Annotated in this window: 21 protein-coding genes; 12 read left to right on the top strand and 9 right to left on the bottom strand. The window is 71.4% G+C overall.

Annotation, left to right across the window (positions count from 1 at the left end; genetic code table 11):
- The first annotated feature begins 13 nt into the window (after positions 1-13).
- From HTZ77_RS27175 to HTZ77_RS27150, 6 genes are all read left to right on the top strand, one after another.
- Positions 14-1,555, top strand: a complete 1,542-nt coding sequence (locus tag HTZ77_RS27175; RefSeq protein WP_175592504.1) for a sugar ABC transporter ATP-binding protein — start codon at positions 14-16, stop codon at positions 1,553-1,555.
- Positions 1,555-2,550 (top strand): ABC transporter permease, encoded by a 996-nt coding sequence (locus HTZ77_RS27170; RefSeq protein ID WP_235995184.1) that lies wholly within the window; start codon positions 1,555-1,557, stop codon positions 2,548-2,550. The genes HTZ77_RS27175 and HTZ77_RS27170 overlap by 1 nt, the downstream gene beginning before the upstream one ends.
- Positions 2,547-3,605, top strand: a complete 1,059-nt coding sequence (locus HTZ77_RS27165; RefSeq protein WP_175592503.1) for a substrate-binding domain-containing protein — start codon at positions 2,547-2,549, stop codon at positions 3,603-3,605. Before HTZ77_RS27170 ends, HTZ77_RS27165 begins: the two co-directional genes overlap by 4 nt.
- A gap of 11 nt (positions 3,606-3,616) precedes the next feature.
- Positions 3,617-4,795 (top strand): Gfo/Idh/MocA family protein, encoded by a 1,179-nt coding sequence (locus tag HTZ77_RS27160; RefSeq protein WP_175592502.1) that lies wholly within the window; start codon positions 3,617-3,619, stop codon positions 4,793-4,795.
- Entirely contained in the window at positions 4,789-5,796 is a 1,008-nt protein-coding gene (locus HTZ77_RS27155; RefSeq protein WP_175592614.1) for a sugar phosphate isomerase/epimerase family protein, read from the top strand. The genes HTZ77_RS27160 and HTZ77_RS27155 overlap by 7 nt, the downstream gene beginning before the upstream one ends.
- A gap of 450 nt (positions 5,797-6,246) precedes the next feature.
- Positions 6,247-7,542, top strand: coding sequence for a Fic family protein (locus HTZ77_RS27150; RefSeq protein ID WP_175592501.1), 1,296 nt, complete (start codon positions 6,247-6,249; stop codon positions 7,540-7,542).
- Positions 7,543-7,598: 56 nt separating this feature from the next.
- Here the strand turns inward: HTZ77_RS27150 and HTZ77_RS27145 are convergent, their stop codons facing one another.
- Positions 7,599-7,754 (bottom strand): hypothetical protein, encoded by a 156-nt coding sequence (locus HTZ77_RS27145; protein WP_175592500.1) that lies wholly within the window; start codon positions 7,752-7,754, stop codon positions 7,599-7,601.
- A 158-nt stretch (positions 7,755-7,912) separates the two neighbouring features.
- Here HTZ77_RS27145 and HTZ77_RS47675 point away from each other — a divergent pair, with 158 nt between their 5' ends.
- Together HTZ77_RS47675 and HTZ77_RS27140 are read left to right on the top strand one after the other, a co-directional pair.
- Positions 7,913-8,035 carry a hypothetical protein gene (locus HTZ77_RS47675; protein WP_268960129.1) on the top strand — a complete coding sequence of 41 codons (123 nt, stop codon included), beginning with the start codon at positions 7,913-7,915 and terminating at the stop codon, positions 8,033-8,035.
- Positions 8,036-8,124: 89 nt separating this feature from the next.
- Entirely contained in the window at positions 8,125-8,721 is a 597-nt protein-coding gene (locus HTZ77_RS27140) for a hypothetical protein (RefSeq protein WP_175592499.1), read from the top strand.
- Positions 8,722-8,732: 11 nt separating this feature from the next.
- On the opposite strand, the gene HTZ77_RS27135 is transcribed toward HTZ77_RS27140, so the two are convergent.
- Entirely contained in the window at positions 8,733-10,979 is a 2,247-nt protein-coding gene (locus tag HTZ77_RS27135) for a hypothetical protein (RefSeq protein ID WP_175592498.1), read from the bottom strand.
- A 117-nt stretch (positions 10,980-11,096) separates the two neighbouring features.
- Between HTZ77_RS27135 and HTZ77_RS27130 the strand changes: the two genes are divergently transcribed.
- The 3 genes from HTZ77_RS27130 to HTZ77_RS48385 all read left to right on the top strand — a co-directional run bounded on the left by HTZ77_RS27130 (position 11,097) and on the right by HTZ77_RS48385 (position 13,373).
- The gene (locus tag HTZ77_RS27130; RefSeq protein WP_175592497.1) at positions 11,097-11,588 is read left to right on the top strand and encodes a MarR family winged helix-turn-helix transcriptional regulator; all 492 of its coding nucleotides are present in this window, start codon (positions 11,097-11,099) and stop codon (positions 11,586-11,588) included.
- Positions 11,588-12,001, top strand: a complete 414-nt coding sequence (locus tag HTZ77_RS27125) for a TIGR03668 family PPOX class F420-dependent oxidoreductase (protein ID WP_175592496.1) — start codon at positions 11,588-11,590, stop codon at positions 11,999-12,001. Before HTZ77_RS27130 ends, HTZ77_RS27125 begins: the two co-directional genes overlap by 1 nt.
- 61 nt (positions 12,002-12,062) lie before the next feature.
- Entirely contained in the window at positions 12,063-13,373 is a 1,311-nt protein-coding gene (locus HTZ77_RS48385) for an adenylate/guanylate cyclase domain-containing protein (protein ID WP_175592495.1), read from the top strand.
- 194 nt (positions 13,374-13,567) lie between these two features.
- Here HTZ77_RS48385 and HTZ77_RS27115 read toward each other — a convergent pair whose 3' ends face one another.
- The 4 genes from HTZ77_RS27115 to HTZ77_RS27100 all read right to left on the bottom strand — a co-directional run bounded on the left by HTZ77_RS27115 (position 13,568) and on the right by HTZ77_RS27100 (position 17,052).
- A complete protein-coding gene (locus tag HTZ77_RS27115; RefSeq protein WP_175592494.1) occupies positions 13,568-14,020 on the bottom strand; it encodes a VOC family protein in 453 nt (150 codons plus the stop codon).
- A gap of 133 nt (positions 14,021-14,153) precedes the next feature.
- Positions 14,154-15,116 carry a hypothetical protein gene (locus HTZ77_RS27110; protein WP_175592493.1) on the bottom strand — a complete coding sequence of 321 codons (963 nt, stop codon included), beginning with the start codon at positions 15,114-15,116 and terminating at the stop codon, positions 14,154-14,156.
- Entirely contained in the window at positions 15,113-15,454 is a 342-nt protein-coding gene (locus tag HTZ77_RS27105; protein WP_175592492.1) for a PadR family transcriptional regulator, read from the bottom strand. Before HTZ77_RS27105 ends, HTZ77_RS27110 begins: the two co-directional genes overlap by 4 nt.
- Before the next feature lie 50 nt (positions 15,455-15,504).
- Positions 15,505-17,052: a serine hydrolase domain-containing protein gene (locus HTZ77_RS27100; RefSeq protein WP_328808786.1), complete on the bottom strand. Its 1,548-nt coding sequence runs from the start codon at positions 17,050-17,052 to the stop codon at positions 15,505-15,507.
- 497 nt (positions 17,053-17,549) lie between these two features.
- Between HTZ77_RS27100 and HTZ77_RS27095 the strand changes: the two genes are divergently transcribed.
- A complete protein-coding gene (locus HTZ77_RS27095; protein ID WP_175592491.1) occupies positions 17,550-18,989 on the top strand; it encodes a DNRLRE domain-containing protein in 1,440 nt (479 codons plus the stop codon).
- Positions 18,990-19,149: 160 nt separating this feature from the next.
- On the opposite strand, the gene HTZ77_RS27090 is transcribed toward HTZ77_RS27095, so the two are convergent.
- The 3 genes from HTZ77_RS27090 to HTZ77_RS27080 form a co-directional block, all read right to left on the bottom strand.
- Positions 19,150-20,229, bottom strand: coding sequence for a CU044_5270 family protein (locus HTZ77_RS27090; RefSeq protein WP_175592490.1), 1,080 nt, complete (start codon positions 20,227-20,229; stop codon positions 19,150-19,152).
- Entirely contained in the window at positions 20,222-20,782 is a 561-nt protein-coding gene (locus tag HTZ77_RS27085; RefSeq protein WP_235995183.1) for an RNA polymerase sigma factor, read from the bottom strand. The genes HTZ77_RS27090 and HTZ77_RS27085 overlap by 8 nt, the downstream gene beginning before the upstream one ends.
- Before the next feature lie 122 nt (positions 20,783-20,904).
- A complete protein-coding gene (locus HTZ77_RS27080; protein WP_175592488.1) occupies positions 20,905-21,651 on the bottom strand; it encodes an SAM-dependent methyltransferase in 747 nt (248 codons plus the stop codon).
- Between the last annotated feature and the right edge of the window lie 3 nt (positions 21,652-21,654).

The raw sequence follows: 21,654 nt of genomic DNA, 5'->3' as shown, positions 1-21,654 counted from the left end.
GGAGAGACCCCCGATGCTGGTCATGAGGGGAATCGTCAAGCAGTTCCCGGGCGTCCGCGCGCTCGACGGCGTGGACCTGGACGTGCGAGCCGGCGAGGTCCACTGCCTGCTCGGACAGAACGGCGCCGGCAAGTCCACCCTGATCAAGGTCCTCGCCGGAGCCCACCGGCCCGACGAGGGCACGATCGAGCTGAACGGCGTCCCGGCCGCGCCCGCCGGCCCCGTGGACGCCATCCGGCTCGGCATCGCCACCATCTACCAGGAGCTCGACCTCGTCGACGGGCTCACCGTGGCCGACAACATCTTCCTCGGCCACGAGCACGCCCGCCTCGGCTTCACCGACCGGCGCGCCGCCAACCGGGCGGCCGGCGAGGTGCTGACCCGGCTCGGCCACCCCGAGATCCGGCCGTCCACCGAGGTCGGGCGGCTGCCCCCGGCGGCCAAGCAGATCGTGTCCATGGCCCGCGCCCTCTCGCGCGAGGCCCGCCTCATCGTCATGGACGAGCCGTCCGCCGCGCTCGCCCACGACGAGGTGGCCAACCTGTTCCGGATCATCCGCGACCTCACCGCCCGCGGTGTCGCCGTCGTCTACATCTCCCACCGCATGGAGGAGATCCGCGAGATCGGCGACCGCGTCACCGTCCTGAAGGACGGCCGCACCATCGCGGTCGGCCTGCCCGCCCGCGACACGCCCACCTCCGAGATCGTCTCCCTGATGACCGGCCGCGACGTCGAGTACGTCTTCCCGCCCCGCGCCGCCCGGCCGCCCGGCGAGGAGGTGCTGCGGGTGGAGGACCTGTCCTCGCCGGGCGCCTTCGCGGGCGTGTCGTTCTCGGTGCGCGCGGGCGAGATCGTCGGGCTCGCCGGGCTGGTCGGCTCCGGCCGCTCGGAGATCCTGGAGGCGGTCTACGGTGCCCGCCGCGCCACCGGCCAGGTGCTGGTGGGCGGCCGTCCGGTCCGCCGCGCCGGCCTCCTCCGGTCCGTACGGCGGGACGGCCCCCTGCGGGCGCTGCGCCGCGGCGGCGTCGTCGAGTCCGTACGGCTCGGCATGGGCCTGGCCCCCGAGGAGCGCAAGGCCCAGGCCCTGCTGCTCGACCAGAGCGTCACCGCCAACATCACGCTGGGCGGGTTATCCGGCTTCGCCAGGCTCGGCTGGCTGGACCGGGCCCGCGAGCGCGCCGAGGCCACCCGGCTGGCCGAGGCGCTCGACATCCGCCCCCGCGACCCCGAGCGCCCGGTCAAGACGCTGTCCGGCGGCAACCAGCAGAAGGCCGTGCTCGCCCGCTGGCTGCTCGGCGGGCGCCGGCTGCTGCTGCTCGACGAGCCCACCCGTGGCGTGGACGTGGGCGCCCGCGCCGAGCTGTACACCGTCATCCGCCGCCTGGCCGAGGACGGCATCGGCGTGCTGCTCGTCTCCAGCGAGGTGCCCGAGGTGCTCGGCCTGGCCGACCGCGTCCTCGTGCTGCGCGAGGGGACCGTCATCCACCAGGGCGACGCCCGCGACCTCGACGAGCACCGCGTCCTCGACATGATCATGAATGGGAGGGCCGCCTGATGGCCGAAGCAGGAAGAACGGTCGCGGAGGCCCCCGCGACGACGGCCGCCCCCCGCTCCTTCGAGCTGCGGCACCTGGGCCTGTTCGTGGCGCTCGCGCTGCTCGTGGGCGTCGGCCTCCTCACCCGGCCCGCCGCCTTCGCCACCGCCGACAACCTGGTCAGCATCCTGTCGCTGGCCGCCACGATCGGCGTCATCACCGTCGGCGCCACGTTCGTCATCATCGGCGGCGGCATCGACCTGTCCGTGGGCGCCGTCATGGCGCTGGCCTCGGTCTGGGCGACGACCGTGGCCACGCAGGAGTTCGGGCCGGTCGTCATGGCGATCTGCGCGATCCTCGTCGGCACGGGCGCCGGGCTGGTCAACGGGCTGCTCGTCGCGTACGGGCGGCTGGTGCCGTTCATCGCCACGCTCGCCATGCTCGTCGCGGCGCGCGGCCTCGCCCAGCGCATGTCCGACCGCAGGACCCAGCTCGTCCGGACGGACAACCAGGCCATCGTGGACCTCGCCACCACCCGGGTGCTCGGCGTGCCGCTGCTCGTCTACGTCTTCGCCCTCGTCGTCGTCCTCGGCTGGATCCTGCTCAACCGCACCACGTTCGGGCGGCGGACGTACGCGGTGGGCGGCAACCCCGAGGCGGCCCGCCTGGCCGGCATCGACGTGCGGCGGCACACCATGCTCCTGTACGCGCTGTCCGGCCTGTGCTGCGGCATCGCCGCGATCCTCATCATGGCCCGCACCACCACCGGCTCCTCCACGCACGGCGACCTGTACGAGCTGGACGCCATCGCGGCCGTCATCATCGGCGGGACGCTGCTGACCGGCGGGCGCGGCACGATCGTGGGCTCCATCCTCGGCCTTCTGATCTTCACCATCATCACCAACCTGTTCATCCTCAACGGCCTCAACACCAGCGACCAGCTCATCGCCAAGGGCCTGATCATCGTCGTCGCCGTCCTGCTCCAGCGACGGAACCTGAAGGAGAGAACGCCATGACCGACAAAGTCGCGCGCCGCGGATTCCTCGTCGGCGGACTCGGCGGAGCCGCCCTGTTAGCGGCCGGCTGCACCAGCAACGAGCCGTCGGCCGCCCCCGCCGCCAGCGCCGCACCCGTGCCCGCCCCGTCGGCCGGCGGCAACGACCAGCCCGGCACCAAGGTCACCATCGGCTTCTCCGCCCCCGCCGCCGACCACGGCTGGATCGCCGCCATCGCCAAGAACGCCGAGGCCGCCGCCAAGCAGTACACCGACGTCGACTTCAAGCCCGTCGAGCCCACCAACGACATCAACCAGCAGATCTCCGCCGTCGAGTCGCTCATCGCGGCCAAGGTCGCGGCGCTGGTGATCCTGCCCAACGACGGCCAGCAGCTCAACCAGATCGCCCTTCAGGCCACCCAGGCCGGCATCCCCGTCGTCAACCTCGACCGCGTCTTCCCCGACAAGCTGGCCTACCGCACCTGGATCGGCGGCGACAACTACGGCATGGGCGTCGCCGCCGGCCACTACATCGGCAAGAAGCTCAAGGACAAGGGCGTCACGAACCCGGTCATCGTGGAGATCCAGGGCATCGCCACCCTCCCGCTGACCCAGGACCGCAGCAAGGGGTTCGCCGACGCGCTCAAGACGTACGGCTTCAGCGTGACCGCCAAGCAGGACGCCAAGTTCACCGTCGAGACCGGCAACCAGGTGGCGACCAGCCTGCTCCAGGCGCACAAGAAGATCGACGCAATGTGGAACCACGACGACGACCAGGGCATCGGCGTGCTCGCCGCCATCAAGGAGGCGGGACGCAAGGAGTTCTTCATGGTCGGCGGCGCCGGCTCGCTCAACGCCATGAAGGAGATCCAGTCCGGCTCGTCCGTGCTGGAGGCGACGGTCACGTACAGCCCCACGATGGCCTCCTCGGCGATCAAACTCGCCCGGCTCATCGCCCAGGGGAAGGGCATGAGTGACCTCGTGGAGAACCAAGTTCCGCAGTCCATCACGCTCGCGTCGGAGACCATTACCAAGGACAACGTCGAGAAATACCTGCCACTCGGCTTCGAGTCCTGATCGGGGGCTGCATGTCAGAAAAGATCGGCATCGGCGTGGGCATGGTCGGCCACGCCTTCATGGGCCGCGTCCACTCCCAGGCCTGGCGGAGCGTCGGGGCCTTCTTCGACCTGCCGCTCGCGCCGCGCATGGCGGTGCTGGCGGGCCGGTCGAGGGAGCGCACCTCCGCCGCCGCGGCCCAGCTCGGCTGGGCCGACGTCGAGACCGACTGGAGGAAGCTGGTGGAGCGCGACGACGTGCAGATCGTCGACATCTGCACGCCCGGCGACTCCCACGCCGAGATCGCCATCGCCGCGCTGGAGGCGGGCAAGCACGTCATCTGCGAGAAGCCGCTGGCCAACACCGTCGCCGAGGCCGAGGCCATGGTCCGCGCGGCGGCCGCGGCGCCCGGCAGGAACATGGTCGCCTTCAACTACCGCCGGGTGCCCGCCATCGCCCTGGCCCGGCGGTACGTGGAGGAGGGCCGGCTCGGCGAGATCCGGCACGTGCGGGCGCAGTACCTCCAGGACTGGATCGTGGACCCGGGCTTCCCGCTGGTGTGGCGGCTGCAGAAGGACAAGGCGGGCTCCGGCGCGCTCGGCGACATCGGCGCGCACATCATCGACACCGCCGAGTACGTCACCGGCCAGCGCGTGGTGGGCGTCTCGGCGCTCACGGAGACGTTCGTGAAGGAGCGTCCCCTGGCCGAGGACTCGGCCGGCCTGGCCGCCACCACAGGAGGGGCCGCCACGGGGGCCGTGACCGTGGACGACGCCGCCCTGTTCATCGGCCGGCTCTCCGGCGGCGCGCTCGCCTCGTTCGAGGCCACCCGCTTCGCCACCGGCCGCAAGAACGCGCTGCGCATCGAGCTCAACGGCTCGCTCGGCAGCCTCGCCTTCGACTTCGAGGCCATGAACGAGCTGTGGGTCAGCGAGGGCGACTCCGGCTTCGCCCGGATCCTCGTCACCGAGCCCGGACATCCGTACGCGGGAGCCTGGTGGCCGCCCGGCCACGGCCTCGGCTACGAGCACACCTTCACCCACGAGATCAAGGACTTCCTGGAGGCGATCGCCGAGGACCGCGATCCCGCCCCGTCGTTCGCCGACGGTCTGCGGGTGCAGCAGGTCCTGGCCGCGGTCGAGCGGAGCGCGGCCGACGCCAGCCGCTACACAGTCGTGCAGGACGCATCAGTCGTGGAGGACGCATCATGAGACCGGTCACGTTGTTCACGGGCCAGTGGGCCGACCTGCCGTTCGAGGAGGTGTGCCGGCTCGCCGCCGAATGGGGTTACGACGGCCTGGAGATCGCCTGCTCGGGCGACCACTTCGACGTCGCCCAGGCGGTGTCCGACCCGTCGTACGTGGAGCAGAAACGCGCCCAGCTCGACAAGCACGGCCTCAAGGTGTGGACCATCTCCAACCACCTCGTCGGCCAGGCCGTCTGCGACCACCCCATCGACGAGCGGCACAAGGCCATCCTGCCCGCCCGCATCTGGGGCTCCGGCGACCCGGAGTCGGTGCGGCGGGCGGCGGCCGAGGACATGAAGAACACCGCGCGCGCCGCCGCCCTGCTCGGCGTCGACACCGTGGTCGGCTTCACCGGCTCGTCGATCTGGCACACGGTCGCCATGTTCCCGCCGGTGCCCGCCTCCATGATCGACGCGGGCTACCAGGACTTCGCCGACCGCTGGAACCCCATCCTCGACGTCTTCGACGAGGTCGGCGTACGGTTCGCGCACGAGATCCACCCCAGCGAGATCGCCTACGACTACGTGACGACGCAGCGCACCCTGCAGGCCATCGGCCACCGTCCCGCGTTCGGCCTCAACTGGGACCCGTCCCACATGGTCTGGCAGGACCTCGACCCGGTGGCGTTCATCCTCGACTTCGCCGACCGCATCTACCACGTGGACTGCAAGGACACCCGAGTCCGGGTCGGCGACGGCCGCCGCGGCCGCCTGTCCTCGCACCTGCCGTGGGCGGACCTGCGGCGCGGCTGGGACTTCGTCTCGACGGGCCGCGGCGACGTGCCGTGGGAGGACTGCTTCCGGGCGCTCAACTCGATCGGCTACTCCGGGCCCATCTCCATCGAGTGGGAGGACGCGGGCATGGACCGCCTGGACGGGGCCAGGGAGGCGCTGGGCTACATCCGCCGGCTCAACTCCATCACCCCGCCGGTGACCTCGTTCGACGCCGCCTTCTCCACCACCTGACGCTCCGGCGTTTTCGGGGGCCGCATCCTTCAGGGGCCCAAGGGCAAGGTCCTCACGGAAGGGGCGCGCTGCGCGCGGAATCATGCTCGGGCGTGCCCCCCAGGGGGCTCCGCCCCCTTCGACCCCCTCAAAGGCATGGTCCTCGCTGACGCTCGGGCGCTCTTCCTGCGGGGCTTCGCCCTTGAGGCGAGGGGCTCCCGCCCCTCGCGCACCCCGGCCCGGGCCGGAAAGGGACTCGCTCCACAACGGACCGGGCACTGCCGGAGAGCTTTGGGGGCCAAGTCCGAGATCTCATCGACTGCTGTGATCGAGGAGGGTCGTGACCTCTTGCCGGGCGTCGCGCCCCGCGCGTCCCTTGAGGGTGGTTCGTATCCTTACTGGTAGAGCGGCTGCGTGAAAGGTTACGGCTTATCCTTTCATCGACGGGGCGTCCATGAAAGGTTTGCTCCTATGGCTCACTACCTTGAGGCCTCCTGGCCGGTGGCGTGGGAAGCTCCCAGCAAACGCGATCGACGCGGCGGCGCCTACCGGCCCTACCTTCCCGATCCCCTGACGGGACACGCCCTGACAGTGGCGCCGGATGTCGCAGAGCAAGCCGCACAAGCCGAGACGCTCGTGCGGCGGTTGGTCGCGCACCCAGTGGGCCATGGCGTGGACGGTCTCGCGCGTTTTCTTCTCAGGTCTGAGGCCATCGCGTCGTCCAGGATCGAGGGATTGCAGGCTTCGCCGCAGCAAGTCGCCCTCGCGGAACTGGCGGCCCGGGAGGCAGGCGTTTCCCATGGGTTCACCGCGACTGCGGCGCTGGTCGCCAACAACGTCACGGCCCTTCGCCGTGCGGTGACGGACTTGGTCGCCGCCGAGGCGGTCACCCTCGCGGACGTCATCGGCCTGCACAAGGCATTGTTGCCGGACGAGCGCTACCACGGCCTGCGAGAGGTGCAGAACTGGGTCGGAGGAGGTCATTGGCATCCGTTGGATGCGGAGTTCGTTCCGCCTCCGCCCGCACATGTTCGCCCGCTGATGGACGATCTCGTCACCTACATGAACGGCGCCCAGCATGCGCCTCTCCTGCAGGCCGCGCTGGTGCACGCGCAATTCGAGACGATCCCTCCATTCACGGATGGCAACGGACGGGTGGGTCGTGCGCTGATCCACACGGTGCTCACACGGCGAGGCTTGACACCCAGCGCGATTCTCCCGATCAGCCTCGTCCTGCTCACCCGATGCGATGCCTATGTGGCGGGTCTCACGACTTTTCGCCATGCAGGAGACGCAGGCTCGCCGGAGGCAGAGTCGGGCGTCAACGACTGGCTCCGAGTCTTCTTCGCCGCGTCCATCACAGCGGTGGAGCAAGCCGAGAGATTCGCCGACGAGCTGAAGGAACTCCATGGCGAGTGGCTGGAGCGCCATCGTGCCTTCAGGGAAGGGGAAGGGCTCCGAGCGGTGCCCCGAACGGGCTCGGCGGTCGCCCGTCTGCTGGATCTCCTCCCCGCCGTACCGTTGGTGACGGCCCGCACAGTGCAATCGCTGCTGGATGTCACCCATCCGGCTGCCCGACAGGCGCTGGAGGAACTGGCCGGGGCGCGTATCCTGTTCCCCAAACAAGTGGAGCGGAACACCACCGGCTATCTCGCTCGGGAGATCTTCGACCTTCTGACGCTGACCGAACGCCGCTTGGCCAGCACGCGCTGGGACACCCGCGAGACCCCGCCACGACGAGTCGTACCGGCTCGTCCGCAACGGTGACCGGTCCCTCCGTCATGCTGCCGGCGACCTGAGTTGAAAAGCTCCGCGGATCGAGGTCATGCGGCCGTATCGCTGATCACCAGCTCGTCCGCCATGACGACCATGCGCGTCTCACCCCGATCGAGTGCTGGCCGGATCCCGACCTCCAGCTCGATCGGCTGATCGACGATGCGCTGAACCCCGCGGACCGACTGGCCGAGAAATCGACTCATCGGGAAGCCCTGCGCGCGGGACCGATGATGACCAGGCCGTACTCCTCCATGTCGTAGGAGTCGCGTGGCTGAGATGTCGGTGGGCGCCCGTACCATCGCAGCCACGCGGTGATCACACCGGCGATGGCCGGTTCCGGCCGACCGAAGGGCGCTCGCTCATGACCGACGTCTACACCGTCTCCATCGACGCCGTGGATGGAGCGACGTTCCGCGGGCGCGTGCACATCGTCAGCCCCGACGTCGTCTCCGTCTCGCACGAGGCCCACCACTTCGCCCCCTGAGGGGAGAGGGCCGTGAGGCGTCGTGATGAGAGGGCGGCCCGATCGGAGGCTCACGAGGTTCGACGACGACCCCGAAAGGACGGATCTTGATGGACGAGGCGCGCGATCGCACGCCCGCACACAGCCTGCCGCGAGAAGCGGTGGACATCGACGAGGCCGTCGACTTCTTCGCCTCCTACCTGGACGCCGAGTACGCCGAGCGCCTGGCCGTCCTCTTCGAACCGGACGACGTCCTGCGGAGCCGGCGGGAGATCAGCGAATCGTTCATGCATGAGTTGCCCGGTACCAGCATGCGCTCCGTCCTGGGCCGTGCTCCGACGTCCGCGGAGGAGTTGGCGCGGATAGCGCGTTCCGCGGCACGGTCCGTTCAGCGCGCCCACCGGGTCCTGTTCCTGGTCGAGGAGTACGACAACCCCTCGTTCGGGCAACTGTTCGCGGGGTACGTCAGCGGCGCGACCCCCTCGCGCATCGGTTCCTTCGGATTGCTCCTGTACGCGACGGTGATCAACGGCCGGTTGAAGATCATCGGCGACCGTGCCAAGGACTACGACGCATCCGAGTGGACGCACGGCCAAGGAGCCGAGATCGGCACCCCGGGCACACCGCGGCGCGTGCGCCCCCTCGTCGAGCCGGAGCATCCGGATCACCGGCGGTACCGGGCCACCGTGCGCGACGGGGCTCCCTGACCGGGCGCCGGCTACTCGTCCGCGGGTCCGAGCAGGTCGCGTACCTGCTCGGCCTGCCACGGCACGTCCTCCGCGGGCCAGTTCGCGCTCAGCCTTCCGAGCAGGTCGCGATGCTCCTCGAACGTCTCCTCACCGCACAGCCCCCAGGCGGCGGCCGCCTGGATCTCCACCTCGGGACACTCCGTCACGCGCACCAGCACAGGAGCCGCGTTCGAGCCGGGCGACGCCTCCAGCGCCCTGATGGCGGCCAGGCGGTCACCGAGCCGCACGTCGCGGTCGCAGGCGACGTTCCCCAGCGCCTCCACGAGCCGGGGATCGGCCTCCTCCGCGTCCTCGAACACCGACGACACCGCCTCCATGGCGCAGTCGCGGATCCAGTCGCTCGCGGCCCCCTCGAGGACGTCCGCGAGTGCTTCCAGGACGTCCGGGAGGAGTGCGGCCCTGCTCGCCCCGGCGAAGCGCAGGGCGCTCAACGCGCTCAGATGGTTGGCCCCGACATCGGCGTCGGGGGTGAGCTCGGCCGGCGACGGGGGCTGCCGCAGCGCCTCCCCGACGCGGTCGAGGACGAGCGACGCCTCGGCGTTCCTGGCCTCCTCGCCGAAGTGGTGCTCGATGCCGGCCGGGTTCCACCAGTGGTCCAGCGCGATCCCCACGGCCACCTGGTCGCCGCTGCCGAGCAGCGTGCGCAGGGCGCGGTGGCAGGCCTCCTGGGAGGTGGGGGCCCGCAGCTCCCGGTGGGCGCGGTGCAGGCCGGGGTCCGCGAGCCGGAGCGGTGCCCAGTAGGCGCTGTGCAGCGCGCCGAGCACCAGACCGACGACGTCGCTGCCCCAAGGACGCGCGGGCGAGCGCTCTCCCCAGCTCTCGGCCACCTCCACGAGCAGGTCGCGGTACCTGCCGAGGCCGCCCGTCCGGACCAGGTAGTAGGTCGCGTATGCCTGCGCTCTCGCGTCGTCGCCGCGTACCAGCCGCAGCAGCACGTCATCGGCCTGCGCCCCGAGCCCGTCGGCCAGGACGCGGATCGCCTTCTCCTTCACCGGGGAGAAGCGGGGCCAGGGACCGGACAGCAGGTCGCTCAGGGCGTCGACGATCCGCTGGTCCTTCACCTCCGCCTCGTCGAGCACGCCGTACGCCATCCAGATGGCCTTGTCGAGCACGCGATCCGTGGCCGCCCGCGTGAGGAGGTCTGCGACCAGGTCCGCGTCCGACGGTGTGGCGTGCTGTGCGCTGATCAGGTTCAGGGCGCTCACGTGGTTGGCGCCCGCGCCGCACTCCGGGGACAGCTCGGCGGGGGAGGGCGGCTGCCGCAACACCTCGCGGGCGCGGGCCAGCACCTCGGGCAGGTGGCGCTCGGCGGACTCCTCGTCACTGAGAACCCGGCGCAGGCCCTCCCCGTGCTCGTAGTGGTCGAGCGCGATCCCCACGGCGACCGGGTCGTCGCTGCGGAGCAACGTGAGGAACGCCTGGAGGCACGACTCGTCGTCGGCCGGGAACATCAGCTCCCGGTGCGCGCCGCGCAGCTCCGGGTCAGCCGGTTCGGCGTCGGTCCAGTGGAGGCTGTGGAAGCCCGCGAGCTGTTCGCGCACGATGCTCGTGTCGCGTCCCGCGTCCTCCGGCCAGGACGCCACGAGCCGCTCGACCCGTTCACGGTGGGTGCGGATCCGGCCCGGCATGGTGAGCCGGAGCGCGGCGCTGATCTGCAGATCCAGCTCGGCCGACTCGCTCGCGCGGACGAGCGCGTCCTCGACGTCAGGGGTGTCGGCGCGGTCCAGGGCCGAGAGGGCGCCGCGCCGCTCGTCCACGTCCCGGCTCTCGTCGAGGACGATGTCGATGAGCACGGTCAGCAGCCGCCGGTTCGGCTCGGGCTCGCCCAGCAGGGCGGCCGCGGCCGCGGACAGGCCCGTCTCCAGCACGTCCGGGTCCGTGGCGCCGTCGAGGGCGTCGGCGATCAGGTCCGCGTCCTCGTGCTCGGCGAGGTTCCGCATCACGTTCAGGGCGCTCACCCGGGTGCCCGGCCCCGCGGGGCGGCTGAGCAGACCGCGCGCGACGGAGAGCACCTCGCCGGCGAACGGTTCGAGCGGGTTGTCCCCGCCGAAGCGCGTGAGCGCCTCCTGGTGCTGGTAGTCGTCCAGGGCCGCGCACACGGCGGTGGGGTGCTCGCTGCGCAGCAGGACGGCGAACGCGCGATGGTACGCCTCGGGCCCGCTGGGCGTCGTCAGCTCGGCGAGCATGTCGTCGAGCTCGTCATCATTCAAGGTCATTTGCCGACAGGCTTCCAGAACGTCCCGGCCCGCGCCTCCCTTTTGCCTTGTGTTTGCCTTGTGCGGGACGCCGCCCGCTGCCGCGGGTGAGGGGGCGTACTGCGGGAGACTGGGGGAGTGACCACCGAGAGCGCCCGTCCGGATCCGCCGGCGACCAGTCCCTCCATCGTGCTGCTCACGCTGGCGCACCGCGTCGAGTCCGAGCTGGGCGCCGCGCTCTCGCCACTCGGGCTGACGGTCAGCCGGCTCGGGTTGCTCGGGCACATCGCGGGGGTGCCCGGGGCGTCGTTCAGTGACCTGGCGCGGATGTCGGGCATCACCGTGCAGAGCGTGCACACGGCGGTGAAGGCGCTGGCGGGGGCCGGGCTCGTACGGGACCGCAAGGCCAGGGCGGGATCGGCGTCGACGCTGGAGCTCACGCCGGAGGGCGCGCGGCTGATGGGGGAGGCGATGAAGGCGGTGGAGGACGTGGACGAGCGGCTGTTCGGACCGGACGCGGACCCGATCCAGCGGCGGATCGCCGACACCGTACGGGCCGCCTTCACCGGGCTCTCCCCGAGCCCGCCGGACGGCACGACTGGCCGCACGCCGGACGGCTCGACGGGCTGATGGACGCCGACCAGGCGCGCCGGCTCTTCGGCGGGCAGCGCGTCGCCCGCCTGGCCACCGTGGACGCCGCCGGCGCGCCGCATCTGGTGCCCGTCACCTTCGCCCTGACCGGAGACCGGGTGGTCATCGCGGTGGACCACAAGCCCAAGACCACGACCCACCTGAAGCGGCTGCGCAACATCCGGGCGAACCCCCGGGTCGCCCTCCTCGCCGACCACTACGACGACGACTGGACGCGGCTGTGGTGGGTGCGCGCCGACGGCACGGCCCGCGTCCTCGCCCCGGACACCGCCACGAGCGGACCGGCGATGGACGCGCTGGTGGAGAAGTACGAGCAGTACCGGCGTACGCGACCCGCCGGACCCGTCGTCCTCGTGGACGTGACGCGCTGGTCCGGCTGGCGCTCGTCGTGAACGTCAACGGACGTCACCAAGCGCATGCGAACGAACACTCTGGGTGAGGTAAAGTGGCGAGGTGGCTTACGAATCCCCCGCCGGCCCGCTCACCCCGGGCGGCTTCGACACCCAGCGCGACGTCGCCGCAGGCCTGCCGCTGTTCCTCGTCGAGCAGTGGCGCGCCTCCGACCGCACCGACGGTGAGGCACGCCGCCTGCTGAGCCGCCACGAGACGCGCGGATACTCCGTGGTGTCCGACTCGGCGGGGCTCACCCGGCTCAGCCAGCGGCTCGGGCTGCTGGAGGTGCTGGCGCTCATCGACCGGCCGAAGCGGATCCTGCACGCGTGCGCCAGGGCCGCCGGCGGGCGTGCGGTGGGGGTGTGGGCCGCCGACAACGCGCAACTGTTCCATCCGGAGACGGTGGAGGCGTCCACGCTGCTGTCCGCCCTGCTGACGGCGCAGGACGAGATCCGGCGCCACTGCGAGGTCCGCATCGGGATCGGCGCGCACCTCGGGTCCTACTACGAGCTGGCGGGCGGGCTGTACGGGGCGGAGGCCGACGCGGTCGAGGAGTTCGCCGAGAACGACACCGAGGGCGGGGAGATCGCGGTGACGCAGGCCGTGGTGGACCGGCTGCCGCACGGGCATCCCTTCACGCTGCGGCCCAAGGACGGGGTCGGCGGCCTGGTCGGGCCCGTCCACCAGGTGCTCGACGGCCCCCGCCTCGACATCGCGGGGCTGGGCGAGGCGTGGGCGGCCGAGGGGTGGCCGGGCGAGTCGGGCGTCACCGGCCAGGAGCACTACCCGATCCCGTACGCCGGCGCCTTCTACGCCGACCTGCTGCTGCTCGACGCCCGCCCCGGCGACGCCGAGCTGGCCGGGCGGCTCGCCGCCGAGCACCTGCGCGAGCGCACCGTCGTCCTGGTCGAGCGGAGCGCCGCCCCGGCCGACACGCCGGAGCTGGAGCTGCTGAGAGGGCTGTCGCTGTCGGCGGCGATGCGCGACGTGGGCCTGCGCCTCCTGCCGTCCGAGGGCGCCGTCGAGATCAAGGTCGCCGGGCCGCTGGGCATCTACCTCTTCGAGGAGCCGGCCCCGGCCGTGCGCTTCGCGCTGGGGATGCGCACGGGGTTGGCCGAGCGGGAGATCGTGGGCCGGATCGGGGTGGCCGCCGGGCCGGTGCTCGCCGGCCGCACCCCCGGCGGCGGCTGGGACGTCGCCGGGGCTCCGGTCAACCTCGCCTCCAAGATGGCCCAGGACCTCGGCACGCCCGGCCGTGTCCACTTGAGCGAGGTCGTGCGCGACGCCCTGGGCGACCACGCTGACCTGGCGGGGTTCGAGGCGATGCGGCGCACGGTGTCGGGGGTGGAGATGACGTATTACGTGGGTTGAGGTCTACGCCGGGTTGAGGTCTACGCCGGGGTGAGGTGCGCGCCGGGGTGAGGTGCGCGCCGGGGTGAGGTCTACGTCGGGTTGAGGTGCGCGCCGGGGTGAGTCCGCGCGGGTTGAGGGGTGCGTGGGGTTGAGCTCCTGCGCAGGTGCGGTGTGCGTGGCTTGAGGACTGCCTGGGTTGAGGTCTGGGCGGGTCAGGGCTGGGGGCGGGGGCTGCGTCTGGAGACGAAGATGCAGAAGGGGTGTCCAGCCGGGTCGGCGTACACGCGCAACGGCTCCTCGGGGTCGTCCACGCAGTCCTGCAGCAGCCGGCCGCCGAGCCTCAGCACGCGTGCATGCTGGATCCGCAGGTCCTCGACCGACGTCACGGTCAGGTCCAGGTGCAACTGCTGGGGCACCGGGCCCTTCGGCCAGGTCGCTTCCGGCAGCTCGTCGACCTGCTGGAAGGCCAGCTGCGGAGCGCCGTCCGGCGCCCGCAGCACCAGCCAGTCGCGGCCCCGCTCGTCGTCGCCGCCCGCTTCGGGCGGCTCGTCACCAGGCCGGTAGACCAGACCCAGCAGAGACCGGTAGAACTCCGCCGACGCCCTGGCGTCGGTGCAGTCGAGCACCACCTGACACAGCCTGGGCCTGCTGTCCTGATCGGCCACTCGAACGCCTCCCCCCGTGCTCGCTTCCGCATCCGCCGACAGGGCCTCTGCTCACAGGGGCTGGGATCAAACGCGAGGAGAGTGTTCGACGATCAGGACGCGGTGACAGGCGTCCATCGGCTCCGGACGATCCTCAGGGGTGAGCCGCTTCGCGTGGCGGAGCAGTGGCCGCCTTGCGCTGGCCGGTGACCCAGGCGGTGATCACAAAGGCGGCCAGGGCCGCGCCCACCATGACGATCGCCTGGATCATGTCGTCGTGAGACGCGGACCACAACACCCACGGGAGAACGAACATCAGCACAACGGGCAGGAGGACGGGGGTGAGCAGCGCGACACTCCTGCGTCCCAGCGGGGATCGTGCGGCCATCCCGCAGATGATCGCCGTCAGACCGAGTGCAACCACCTCCAAAGCCAGCCACGACACGTCTACGGCCAGCCGGACCCTCATGGCCGTGGTGGCCACCAGAGCGACGGCGTACCAGCTCAGGATCCTGCGCCCGCCGACCAGTCGCACTCCGCGCTGCGGGTGGGCTGTCCCCGTCAACAGCACGGCCACGGTCAGGTACGGGAGCAGGGCCAGCACCACGGGGAGAGTCTCGCTGAAGCTCCAGTGGCCCGAACCCGGGATGATCATGTCCGCGCACAGCCAGATGGTCCATGCCCACGCCAGGACGGCCGCGGTCCACCTGCGACCGCGCCAGGCCAGCACCCAGGTCGCGATGGAGAGCGACAGCCCGAGGAGCTGTTCGATGAGCCGGCCCGGACCGAGAGGCATCGCCGGCCCCGTTCCGACATGCAGCTCGATCTGGTGGATCACTCCGGGGAGCCGCAGGGCGATCAGCGCCAGCGGGCCGAGGGCCGCGGCGACGCGTGCCGCATCACGCCACCACAGCAAGGACTGCCGGCTGATGGGCCGGCGTAAGCGGAGGGCGGCCGCCCCGATGAGCAGATCGGTCACGTCGCGAGGGTGCGGGCGGCGGCGGCCGGGCTCCGCCGTCTCCATGAGCACGCCGAGCATCTCCTCCTCGTGCCTGGCGCGATGATCGCGAGGGTAGAGGCGGAGAAGGCGGCGGTAGCGTCGTTCGAGCTCGCTCACGCGATGCCTCCGGCCTGGCGGGTACGCAGCCGGGTGACCGCTGTCCGCGCGTTGCGCTGCAGGCGCGCCGCTTCTTCGGCCAGGCGCAGACCGCCTTCCCCGGTGAGCCGGTAGTAGCGGCGGAGCCGTCCGTCGACGATCTCCTCCCGGTCTTCCGCGATCAGTCCTTCGGACTGCAGCCGGTCCAGGGCGGCGTACAGGGTGCCGGCTCTCAGCCGGACCTCACCCTGGGAGATGCGTTCGACGTCGGTGATGATGCCGTAGCCGTGCTGGGGCTCATGCGCCAGCGAGGTCAGGATGAGGAACGAAGGTTCCTGCAAGCCACGTGACTTGGACATAGGATCTTTATATACCGATGGTCGGCATATGCGAAGCCTTCGCCGTGCAGCTACTGGATCTTCGCTGTGGGGGTGGGCGTCGTGGTGAGCCGGGCGCGGGACAGCGCGCGGTATCGGACGAGTCGGAAGGCGGCCGTCGTGAGGCCCGCCGCGGCCGCCACCGCCAAGGTGATCGTCAGCGGCGCCGGGAAGTACGTGAGCTGCGCCCATGTGATCGTCCTGCCGTTCGACAGGAACGAGACCAGGTCCGGGTACGCCGCCAGCAGGGCCGAAGGCAGCAGCACCGGCACCAGCCGCAGCCCCACCCGCCACGTCCTCCGCGGCCCCTCGGGAGTCCTGGCCCGCTTCGACGTCATGGGCTCCTGGGTAGTCCTGGCCCGCTTCGACGTCCTCGTGGTGAGCCGTCGGGTCGCCCAGCGGCGGGAGCGGGCCGCACCCAAGGCCCCGAGTCCGGCCGCCACCAGTGCGATCACCCCCAGCACCAGCTCGAACAGCTGCCTGTCGCCCCCCGGCACCTCCGGCGCCGTGCCCTCGCTCAGGTCGGCGAGCCCGCCGGCGATGGAGAACGTGGCGTCCGCCAGGGCGGCGCTGTTCGCCATGACCGCGAAGCCGTACCCCGTCTCGGGGACGATCGTCTCGACGGCCGTGTAGGTGAACAGGTTGCCCGAGTGCGTGAGCCGCCTGGTCTCGTCGTCGATGCCCCAGCCCATGCCGTAGTCGCTCACCTTGCTCGGGGTGTGCATGGCGGCCAGGCTCGCCGGGCCGACGAGACGGCGGCCCCCGCCGTTCTGGGCGATCAGCCAGCGGCCCATGTCGGCGGCCGTGGTGATGACGCCGCCGCTGCCGCTGCCGTCCAGGAACGCGGGCAGCTCGGGGCGCGGCAGCCACAGGCCGTACACCGAGTTGTAGCCGTCGGCCGGCCGGACCTCCAGGTCGCTGACGGCGCTGGAGCGCATGCCGAGCGGCCCGAAGACCCGCTCCCTCATGAAGTCGCCGAACGCGCGGCCGCCGGCCGCCTCCACCAGGCGGGCCGCCAGGTTGTAGTTGACGTTGCAGTACTCCCAGCGGGTGCCGGGCGTCGCGCGCAGCGTGGCGTCACCGAGCTTGGCGACGTACTCCTTGAGCGAGCCGCCGGTGTCCAGCGCGCGGATGTCGGTCGTGGTGTCGGACAGGCCGGACGTCTGGTTCAGCAGGTGCCGTACGGTGATCGTCCGGGCGCGCGGGTCGGCCATGCGCAGTTCCGGCAGTTGCTCGACCACGGGTCTGTCGAGGGCGAGCTTGCCCTCCTCCACGAGGATCATCACGGCCATGGCGGTGAACGACTTGGTCACCGAGGCCACCCGCATGGGCGTGGCGGCGCTGACCGGCCTGCCCTCGGAGTCGTGGCCGTAGCCGGCGGCGTGGACGACCCGGTCGCCGTGGGTCACGACGACGGACAGGCCGGGCACGCCCGTGGCGTCGAGGGCGCGGTTGACGTACGCGTCGATGGCGGCGGGGGAGAGCTCGGGTGCCTCCGCCGTCCATGTCGTCGCTGTGGACGCCGCCGGCGCGGACGGGACGGCCAGGCCCGTCATCAGGGCGAGGGAAAGGATCTTCACTGGTGGCGCTCCGTTCGAGGTGTCACCCCGGAGAACCTAGAGATCGCGACCGGTCCCGACATCGGCCGTCCGGCCAGCCGCGCCCCTGACGAAAGTCAACCCTCGACCCGGGCGCGCGGTCCCGGGCACCCCGCGCCGGAGCGCCTGTCGTGACTGAGCGTTTGACTCGATAACGCATTGCTCTGTGAGATAGGTCATAGTCCCCTATTTTCGGCCTGTCCGGATATGTCGCGTGATATTCATGTGACCTGAGCGCGATCATGCTCTCTTTCGCAGAACGGGGAACCATGCACTCACGCACACGCGGGGGCGCCTAGCACACGGGGTAGGCCGGCGCCGCGCGCCGGCAGCACGGGGTCAACAAGGCTGAGGGCGCGTCTGACCAGGCGCCGCCCGTCGATGCCGCCTGTCCAGATTTACGGCGATTTATCAAATCTTAAATCACAAAATCTGAACAATTCATCACCATTCGTCATCTGTACTACTGAGGATGAGAATTGCGTATTTCGCTTACGGGGAAGCTCGCTCTCGGTCTGCTCACCGCGGCCGTACTCACCAGTGGCACCGCGTTGGAGGCCGCCGCCGCCGCCACGCCGACGCCGCCCTCCGACACGGCGCAGAGCGCTGAGGCCGCCGAGGCCGCCATGGACACCGCCTCCCAGCAGGCGGCCAGCACCGGCCAGGCCGTGGCCGTCCCGGCTCTGACCAACGAGAACAGCACCACCGTCGCCAACCCCGACGGCACCTTCACCGAGAACATCAGCTCCGGCGTCGCCCAGATCAAGCAGGGCGACAAGTGGGTGCCGATCGACACCTCCCTCGTCCAGAGCGGCGCGGTGTTCAAGCCGCGCGTCTCCCGCGCCAACGTCGAGGTCTCCGCCGGCGGCGACGCGCCGCTCGCCAAGATCGTGGACGACGCCGGCCGGGAGTTCGCGGTCAAGTGGCCGACCGCGCTGCCCAAGCCGTCCGTCAACGGCAACGTCGCGACGTTCGCCAACGCCGCCGGCCCCGGCGCGGACCTCGTCGTCACCGTGCTGCCCACGGGCTTCCGCCACGACGTGGTGCTGCGCGCGAAGCCGACCGGCCCCCTGGAGCTGCGCATCCCCGTGCAGACCGAGGGCGTCGACCTCACCGAGGACGCGAACGGCCGGCTTCTGCTGACGAGCACCGCCGGTGACGGCAAGGTTGTCGCCTCCGGCGCGCGGCCGGTCATGTGGGACTCCAGCGGTCACGGCAAGCCGCGCGGCGACGCCCTGAAGGAGATCGACTCCACGGTCGAGACCCAGAACGGTGTCAAGGTGCTCGTGCTCAAGCCTGACGCCGGCTTCCTGGCCGACCCCAAGCGGCAGTACCCGGTCACGGTCTTCCCGTCGATCACGCTTCCGCAGGTCGAGACCGACTCGGACGTGGCCAGCACCTGGGCCTCCCACCCCGGCGACCCGATGATCATCGCGGGCACCATGCCGTGGGAGAACGGCCAGGGCGGCGACGTCATGCGCAGCTACGTCAAGTTCAACACGTCCAAGATCAAGGGCAAGAAGGTCATCCTGGCCAGCCTCGGCATGTGGAACCTGGAGACCAACGCCTGCGGCGTCGCCGTCGGTTCCGGCCTCACCGCCGAGCGGGTCACCAGCCCCTGGGACGAGCACGACTTGAACTGGGACAACAAGCCCACGACGACCAGCGAGGGCGCCTCCACGACCCGCGTCGGCCGCGGCCGCACCTGGACCGCGCCGTGCGCCATGGGCGCCGGTTTCCTGGCCTGGCCCGTGACGAACATCGCCAAGGCGTGGGCCGCGGGCGCCCCCGACTACGGCATCCAGCTCCGCGGCGCCGACGAGAAGGAGGCCACCAACTGGCGGGCCTTCGCGGCCTCGGAGAACCAGGACAAGGGCGTCAAGCCCCCGACCCTCGCGATCATCTACACCCGCCGCTGACCGTTCCCCCGCAGCACACCTCGCCGCTGACCTTCCCTCGCAGCGCACCTTGCTGCCGAGCACATGGCGCGAACCTGCCGACCCACCCCTTCCGCAGCGGAGCGCCCGGCGACGGTGTGCGACCCGGCCCCCTCACGCGCGCGCGTGAGGGGGCCGGCCCTCATGAGCGTTCGCCCGCCTTGTCGACGATCGCGCCCCTGAGCTGGGCGTCCCAGCCGAGGATCTGACCCTTGCGCAGCTGACTGCCGTGGTCGTCGTGGTCCCGGGTCACGACGGTGCGGTAGCCGAGGTACGCGTACGTCCTCGGGTCGATGAAGATCTCGTCGCGCAGGTGGCCGCTGACCCGGTAGAGGGTCACCCCGGGCCGCCCGGCCAGGTCGGACGCGCCCTTCTCGTAACGGACGCCGGGGATCCTCGCCAGGGCGCCGTACATCGCGGCGCGGGTCCTGGCGGGCAGCACGGCGTCGCGCATGCCCTGGGCGAGGTACTGGAAGGCGTACATGTCCCGCTCGTCGCGGGTGAGCGGCTCGGGCGTGAACCGGTGGCCGCCCTGCGCCGGGCCGTCCTCCTGCTTCGCGGCCTCCTCGGCGTCGATCTGCTCGTACACGCGGTCCAGCAGCGCGCCGGGGTCATCCGGCAGCGAGAGCAGGTACGGGTACGTCACCTCGTACTCCGATCCCTCCTGCACCTCCAGCCGGCCGTGCTCCATGTAGGCGAAGCCCTTCTCGTCCAGGCGCCGCCAGCTCTCCCGGGTGTGCTTCACCTTCGGCGTGCCGAACAGCCCGGGGCCGCCGTCCACCTGCGTCTGGGCGGTGAGGCTCTTCAGGTAGGCCCACTGGCTCGGCCGGGGGGCGACGTCCGGCTCCGCCGCGGCCCGGGCCGCCGCGTTGCCGGCCAGGTCCCGCGCGTCGGCGACGGGACGCAGCCGCAGGGTCGTGGGGGACGGGGCGCCGGTCGGCGTCGCGCCCGTGCGCGGGGCCGCGCTCACCACGCCGGCCCGGCCGCCGTCCGTCTCGATGCCGTTCATCGTGGTCGCCACCAGGACGGCGGCCGCGGCCGCGCCGGCCAGGCCGAGCCCCCACACCGGCCGGGCGCGGCGGACGGCCGCGAACCGGGCCGGCCTGCGGGTCCGCGACAGGCGCATGTGCGCCGTCAGCCGGGAACGCGCCTCCGAGACGACCTCCGCGGCCGGATCCGGCATCGCGTCATGACGGTCGCGTAGCTGCCGCAGCTCATCCATGGTCGATTACCTCCCGTGCCGTGGGACCCAATGTGGTGCGGAGCCGGCGTCTGGCCCGGTTGATCCGGGAGCCCACCGTGCCGATCGGGATGTTCAGGGCGCGTGCCACCTCCGCGTAACTGAGCTGGGCGCAGGCGACGAGCAGCAGCGCGTCGCGGTCGCCCTTGGACAGCGCCGCCAGCCCACGTGCCAGCTCGGGGCTCAGCCGTTCGGCGGAGACCCGCTCCACTACGCGGTCGTCGTGACTGGCGACGTCGTCCGGGCCGGCGGCGCGGCTGAGCGCGCGGTACAGGCGGATCTCGCTGCGGCGGTGCCGGCCGATCAGGTTCGTGGCGATCCCGTACAGCCAGGCCCGCGCGTCGTCGAAGGCCAGGTCGTAGCGGTGCCGCTGGTCGAAGGCGGCGAGGAACGTCTCGGCGGCCACGTCGTCGGCCGGGCCCGGCCCGAGCCGGGCCGCCACGTAGCGGTGGATGACCGGGAAATACCGATCGAAGATCATCGAGAACCAGTCGGTCTCGCGCAACGACCGCTCGATGATCGACGCATCGGTCATCGCCTCACTCATGCGTAAGGCACGGGCAGGGGACGAGCTCATGCATTCGGCGCCTTTCTGAAGAAGTGATCAGCGCTGATTGCCCGAACCCGTCCATCCTCTTCACGCACTCGCGGAGCGGGCTACCGGTCGGTGGGCCGGAGCAGGAGGGTGACGAAGCCCAGCACGTCGCGGTAGCCGTCGAGCCACATGTCGCGGTGCTCGTCGGCGGCGGCCAGGGCCTCGTCCCCGTCCGGGCCGGGGTTGTCGAGGGCCCAGCGGGTGAGCGTGCCGGTCCAGGACCACTCGTACTCGTCCCACTCGTCGCGCGTGCTGGTGTGGGCGTAGACCGTGGCGTAGCCGGCGTCGCGCGCGCGGGCCACGGTGCCGGCCAGGCCGGCGTACTCGTCCGGGTCCGAGCCGAGCAGCTCCAGAAGCTCCTTGGACGGGGGCCGCTCCCAGAATCCCTCGCCGACCAGCGCGAGCCCGCCGGGACGCAGGTGGCGGCGCACGCCGTCGAGGGCGTCGGCGAGCGCGCCGAAGGCATGGGTGGCGCCCACGCACAGCACCAGGTCGTACGGCTGCGTGGCTTCGAAGGAGTCGGCCGGGACCTGGTGCAGCCGAAGCCGGTCGGACAGCCCCAGGCGGCCGGCGGACTCGGCGGCCGACGCCAGCGCCTCCTGCCCGATGTCCACGCCGTCCGCCGTCGCGTCGGGGTAGAGCTCCAGCGCCCGCAGGAGCCACGCGCCCTCCCCGCAGCCGAGGTCGAGGATGCGGGCGCCGGCGGGAAGCTTGGCGCGGGTGAGCAGGCGGTCGAGGTTCGCCGCGCTGACCGGGGACGCGATCGGGTGGTCGGCGTGGGCCAGGTGACTGATGAGCTGTCGGTGCATTGT

The sequence above is a fragment of the Nonomuraea montanisoli genome (assembly GCF_013363975.1).
Lineage (GTDB): Bacteria > Actinomycetota > Actinomycetes > Streptosporangiales > Streptosporangiaceae > Nonomuraea > Nonomuraea montanisoli.
The sequence above is the reverse complement of the archived record's forward strand: the minus strand, read 5'-3'. Positions and strand labels throughout refer to the sequence as shown.

Excerpts from the sequence above, each read along its gene's own strand:
- HTZ77_RS27175 (WP_175592504.1), top strand. The coding sequence starts at position 14 with ATGCTGGTCATGAGGGGAATCGTCAAGCAGTTCCCGGGCGTCCGCGCG.
- HTZ77_RS27170 (WP_235995184.1), top strand. The coding sequence starts at position 1,555 with ATGGCCGAAGCAGGAAGAACGGTCGCGGAGGCCCCCGCGACGACGGCC.
- HTZ77_RS27165 (WP_175592503.1), top strand. The coding sequence starts at position 2,547 with ATGACCGACAAAGTCGCGCGCCGCGGATTCCTCGTCGGCGGACTCGGC.
- HTZ77_RS27160 (WP_175592502.1), top strand. The coding sequence starts at position 3,617 with ATGTCAGAAAAGATCGGCATCGGCGTGGGCATGGTCGGCCACGCCTTC.
- HTZ77_RS27150 (WP_175592501.1), top strand. The coding sequence starts at position 6,247 with ATGGCTCACTACCTTGAGGCCTCCTGGCCGGTGGCGTGGGAAGCTCCC.
- HTZ77_RS27145 (WP_175592500.1), bottom strand. The coding sequence starts at position 7,754 with ATGAGTCGATTTCTCGGCCAGTCGGTCCGCGGGGTTCAGCGCATCGTC.
- HTZ77_RS47675 (WP_268960129.1), top strand. The coding sequence starts at position 7,913 with ATGACCGACGTCTACACCGTCTCCATCGACGCCGTGGATGGAGCGACG.
- HTZ77_RS27140 (WP_175592499.1), top strand. The coding sequence starts at position 8,125 with ATGGACGAGGCGCGCGATCGCACGCCCGCACACAGCCTGCCGCGAGAA.
- HTZ77_RS27135 (WP_175592498.1), bottom strand. The coding sequence starts at position 10,979 with ATGACCTTGAATGATGACGAGCTCGACGACATGCTCGCCGAGCTGACG.
- HTZ77_RS27125 (WP_175592496.1), top strand. The coding sequence starts at position 11,588 with ATGGACGCCGACCAGGCGCGCCGGCTCTTCGGCGGGCAGCGCGTCGCC.
- HTZ77_RS27105 (WP_175592492.1), bottom strand. The coding sequence starts at position 15,454 with ATGTCCAAGTCACGTGGCTTGCAGGAACCTTCGTTCCTCATCCTGACC.
- HTZ77_RS27090 (WP_175592490.1), bottom strand. The coding sequence starts at position 20,229 with ATGGATGAGCTGCGGCAGCTACGCGACCGTCATGACGCGATGCCGGAT.
- HTZ77_RS27085 (WP_235995183.1), bottom strand. The coding sequence starts at position 20,782 with ATGACCGATGCGTCGATCATCGAGCGGTCGTTGCGCGAGACCGACTGG.
- HTZ77_RS27080 (WP_175592488.1), bottom strand. The coding sequence starts at position 21,651 with ATGCACCGACAGCTCATCAGTCACCTGGCCCACGCCGACCACCCGATC.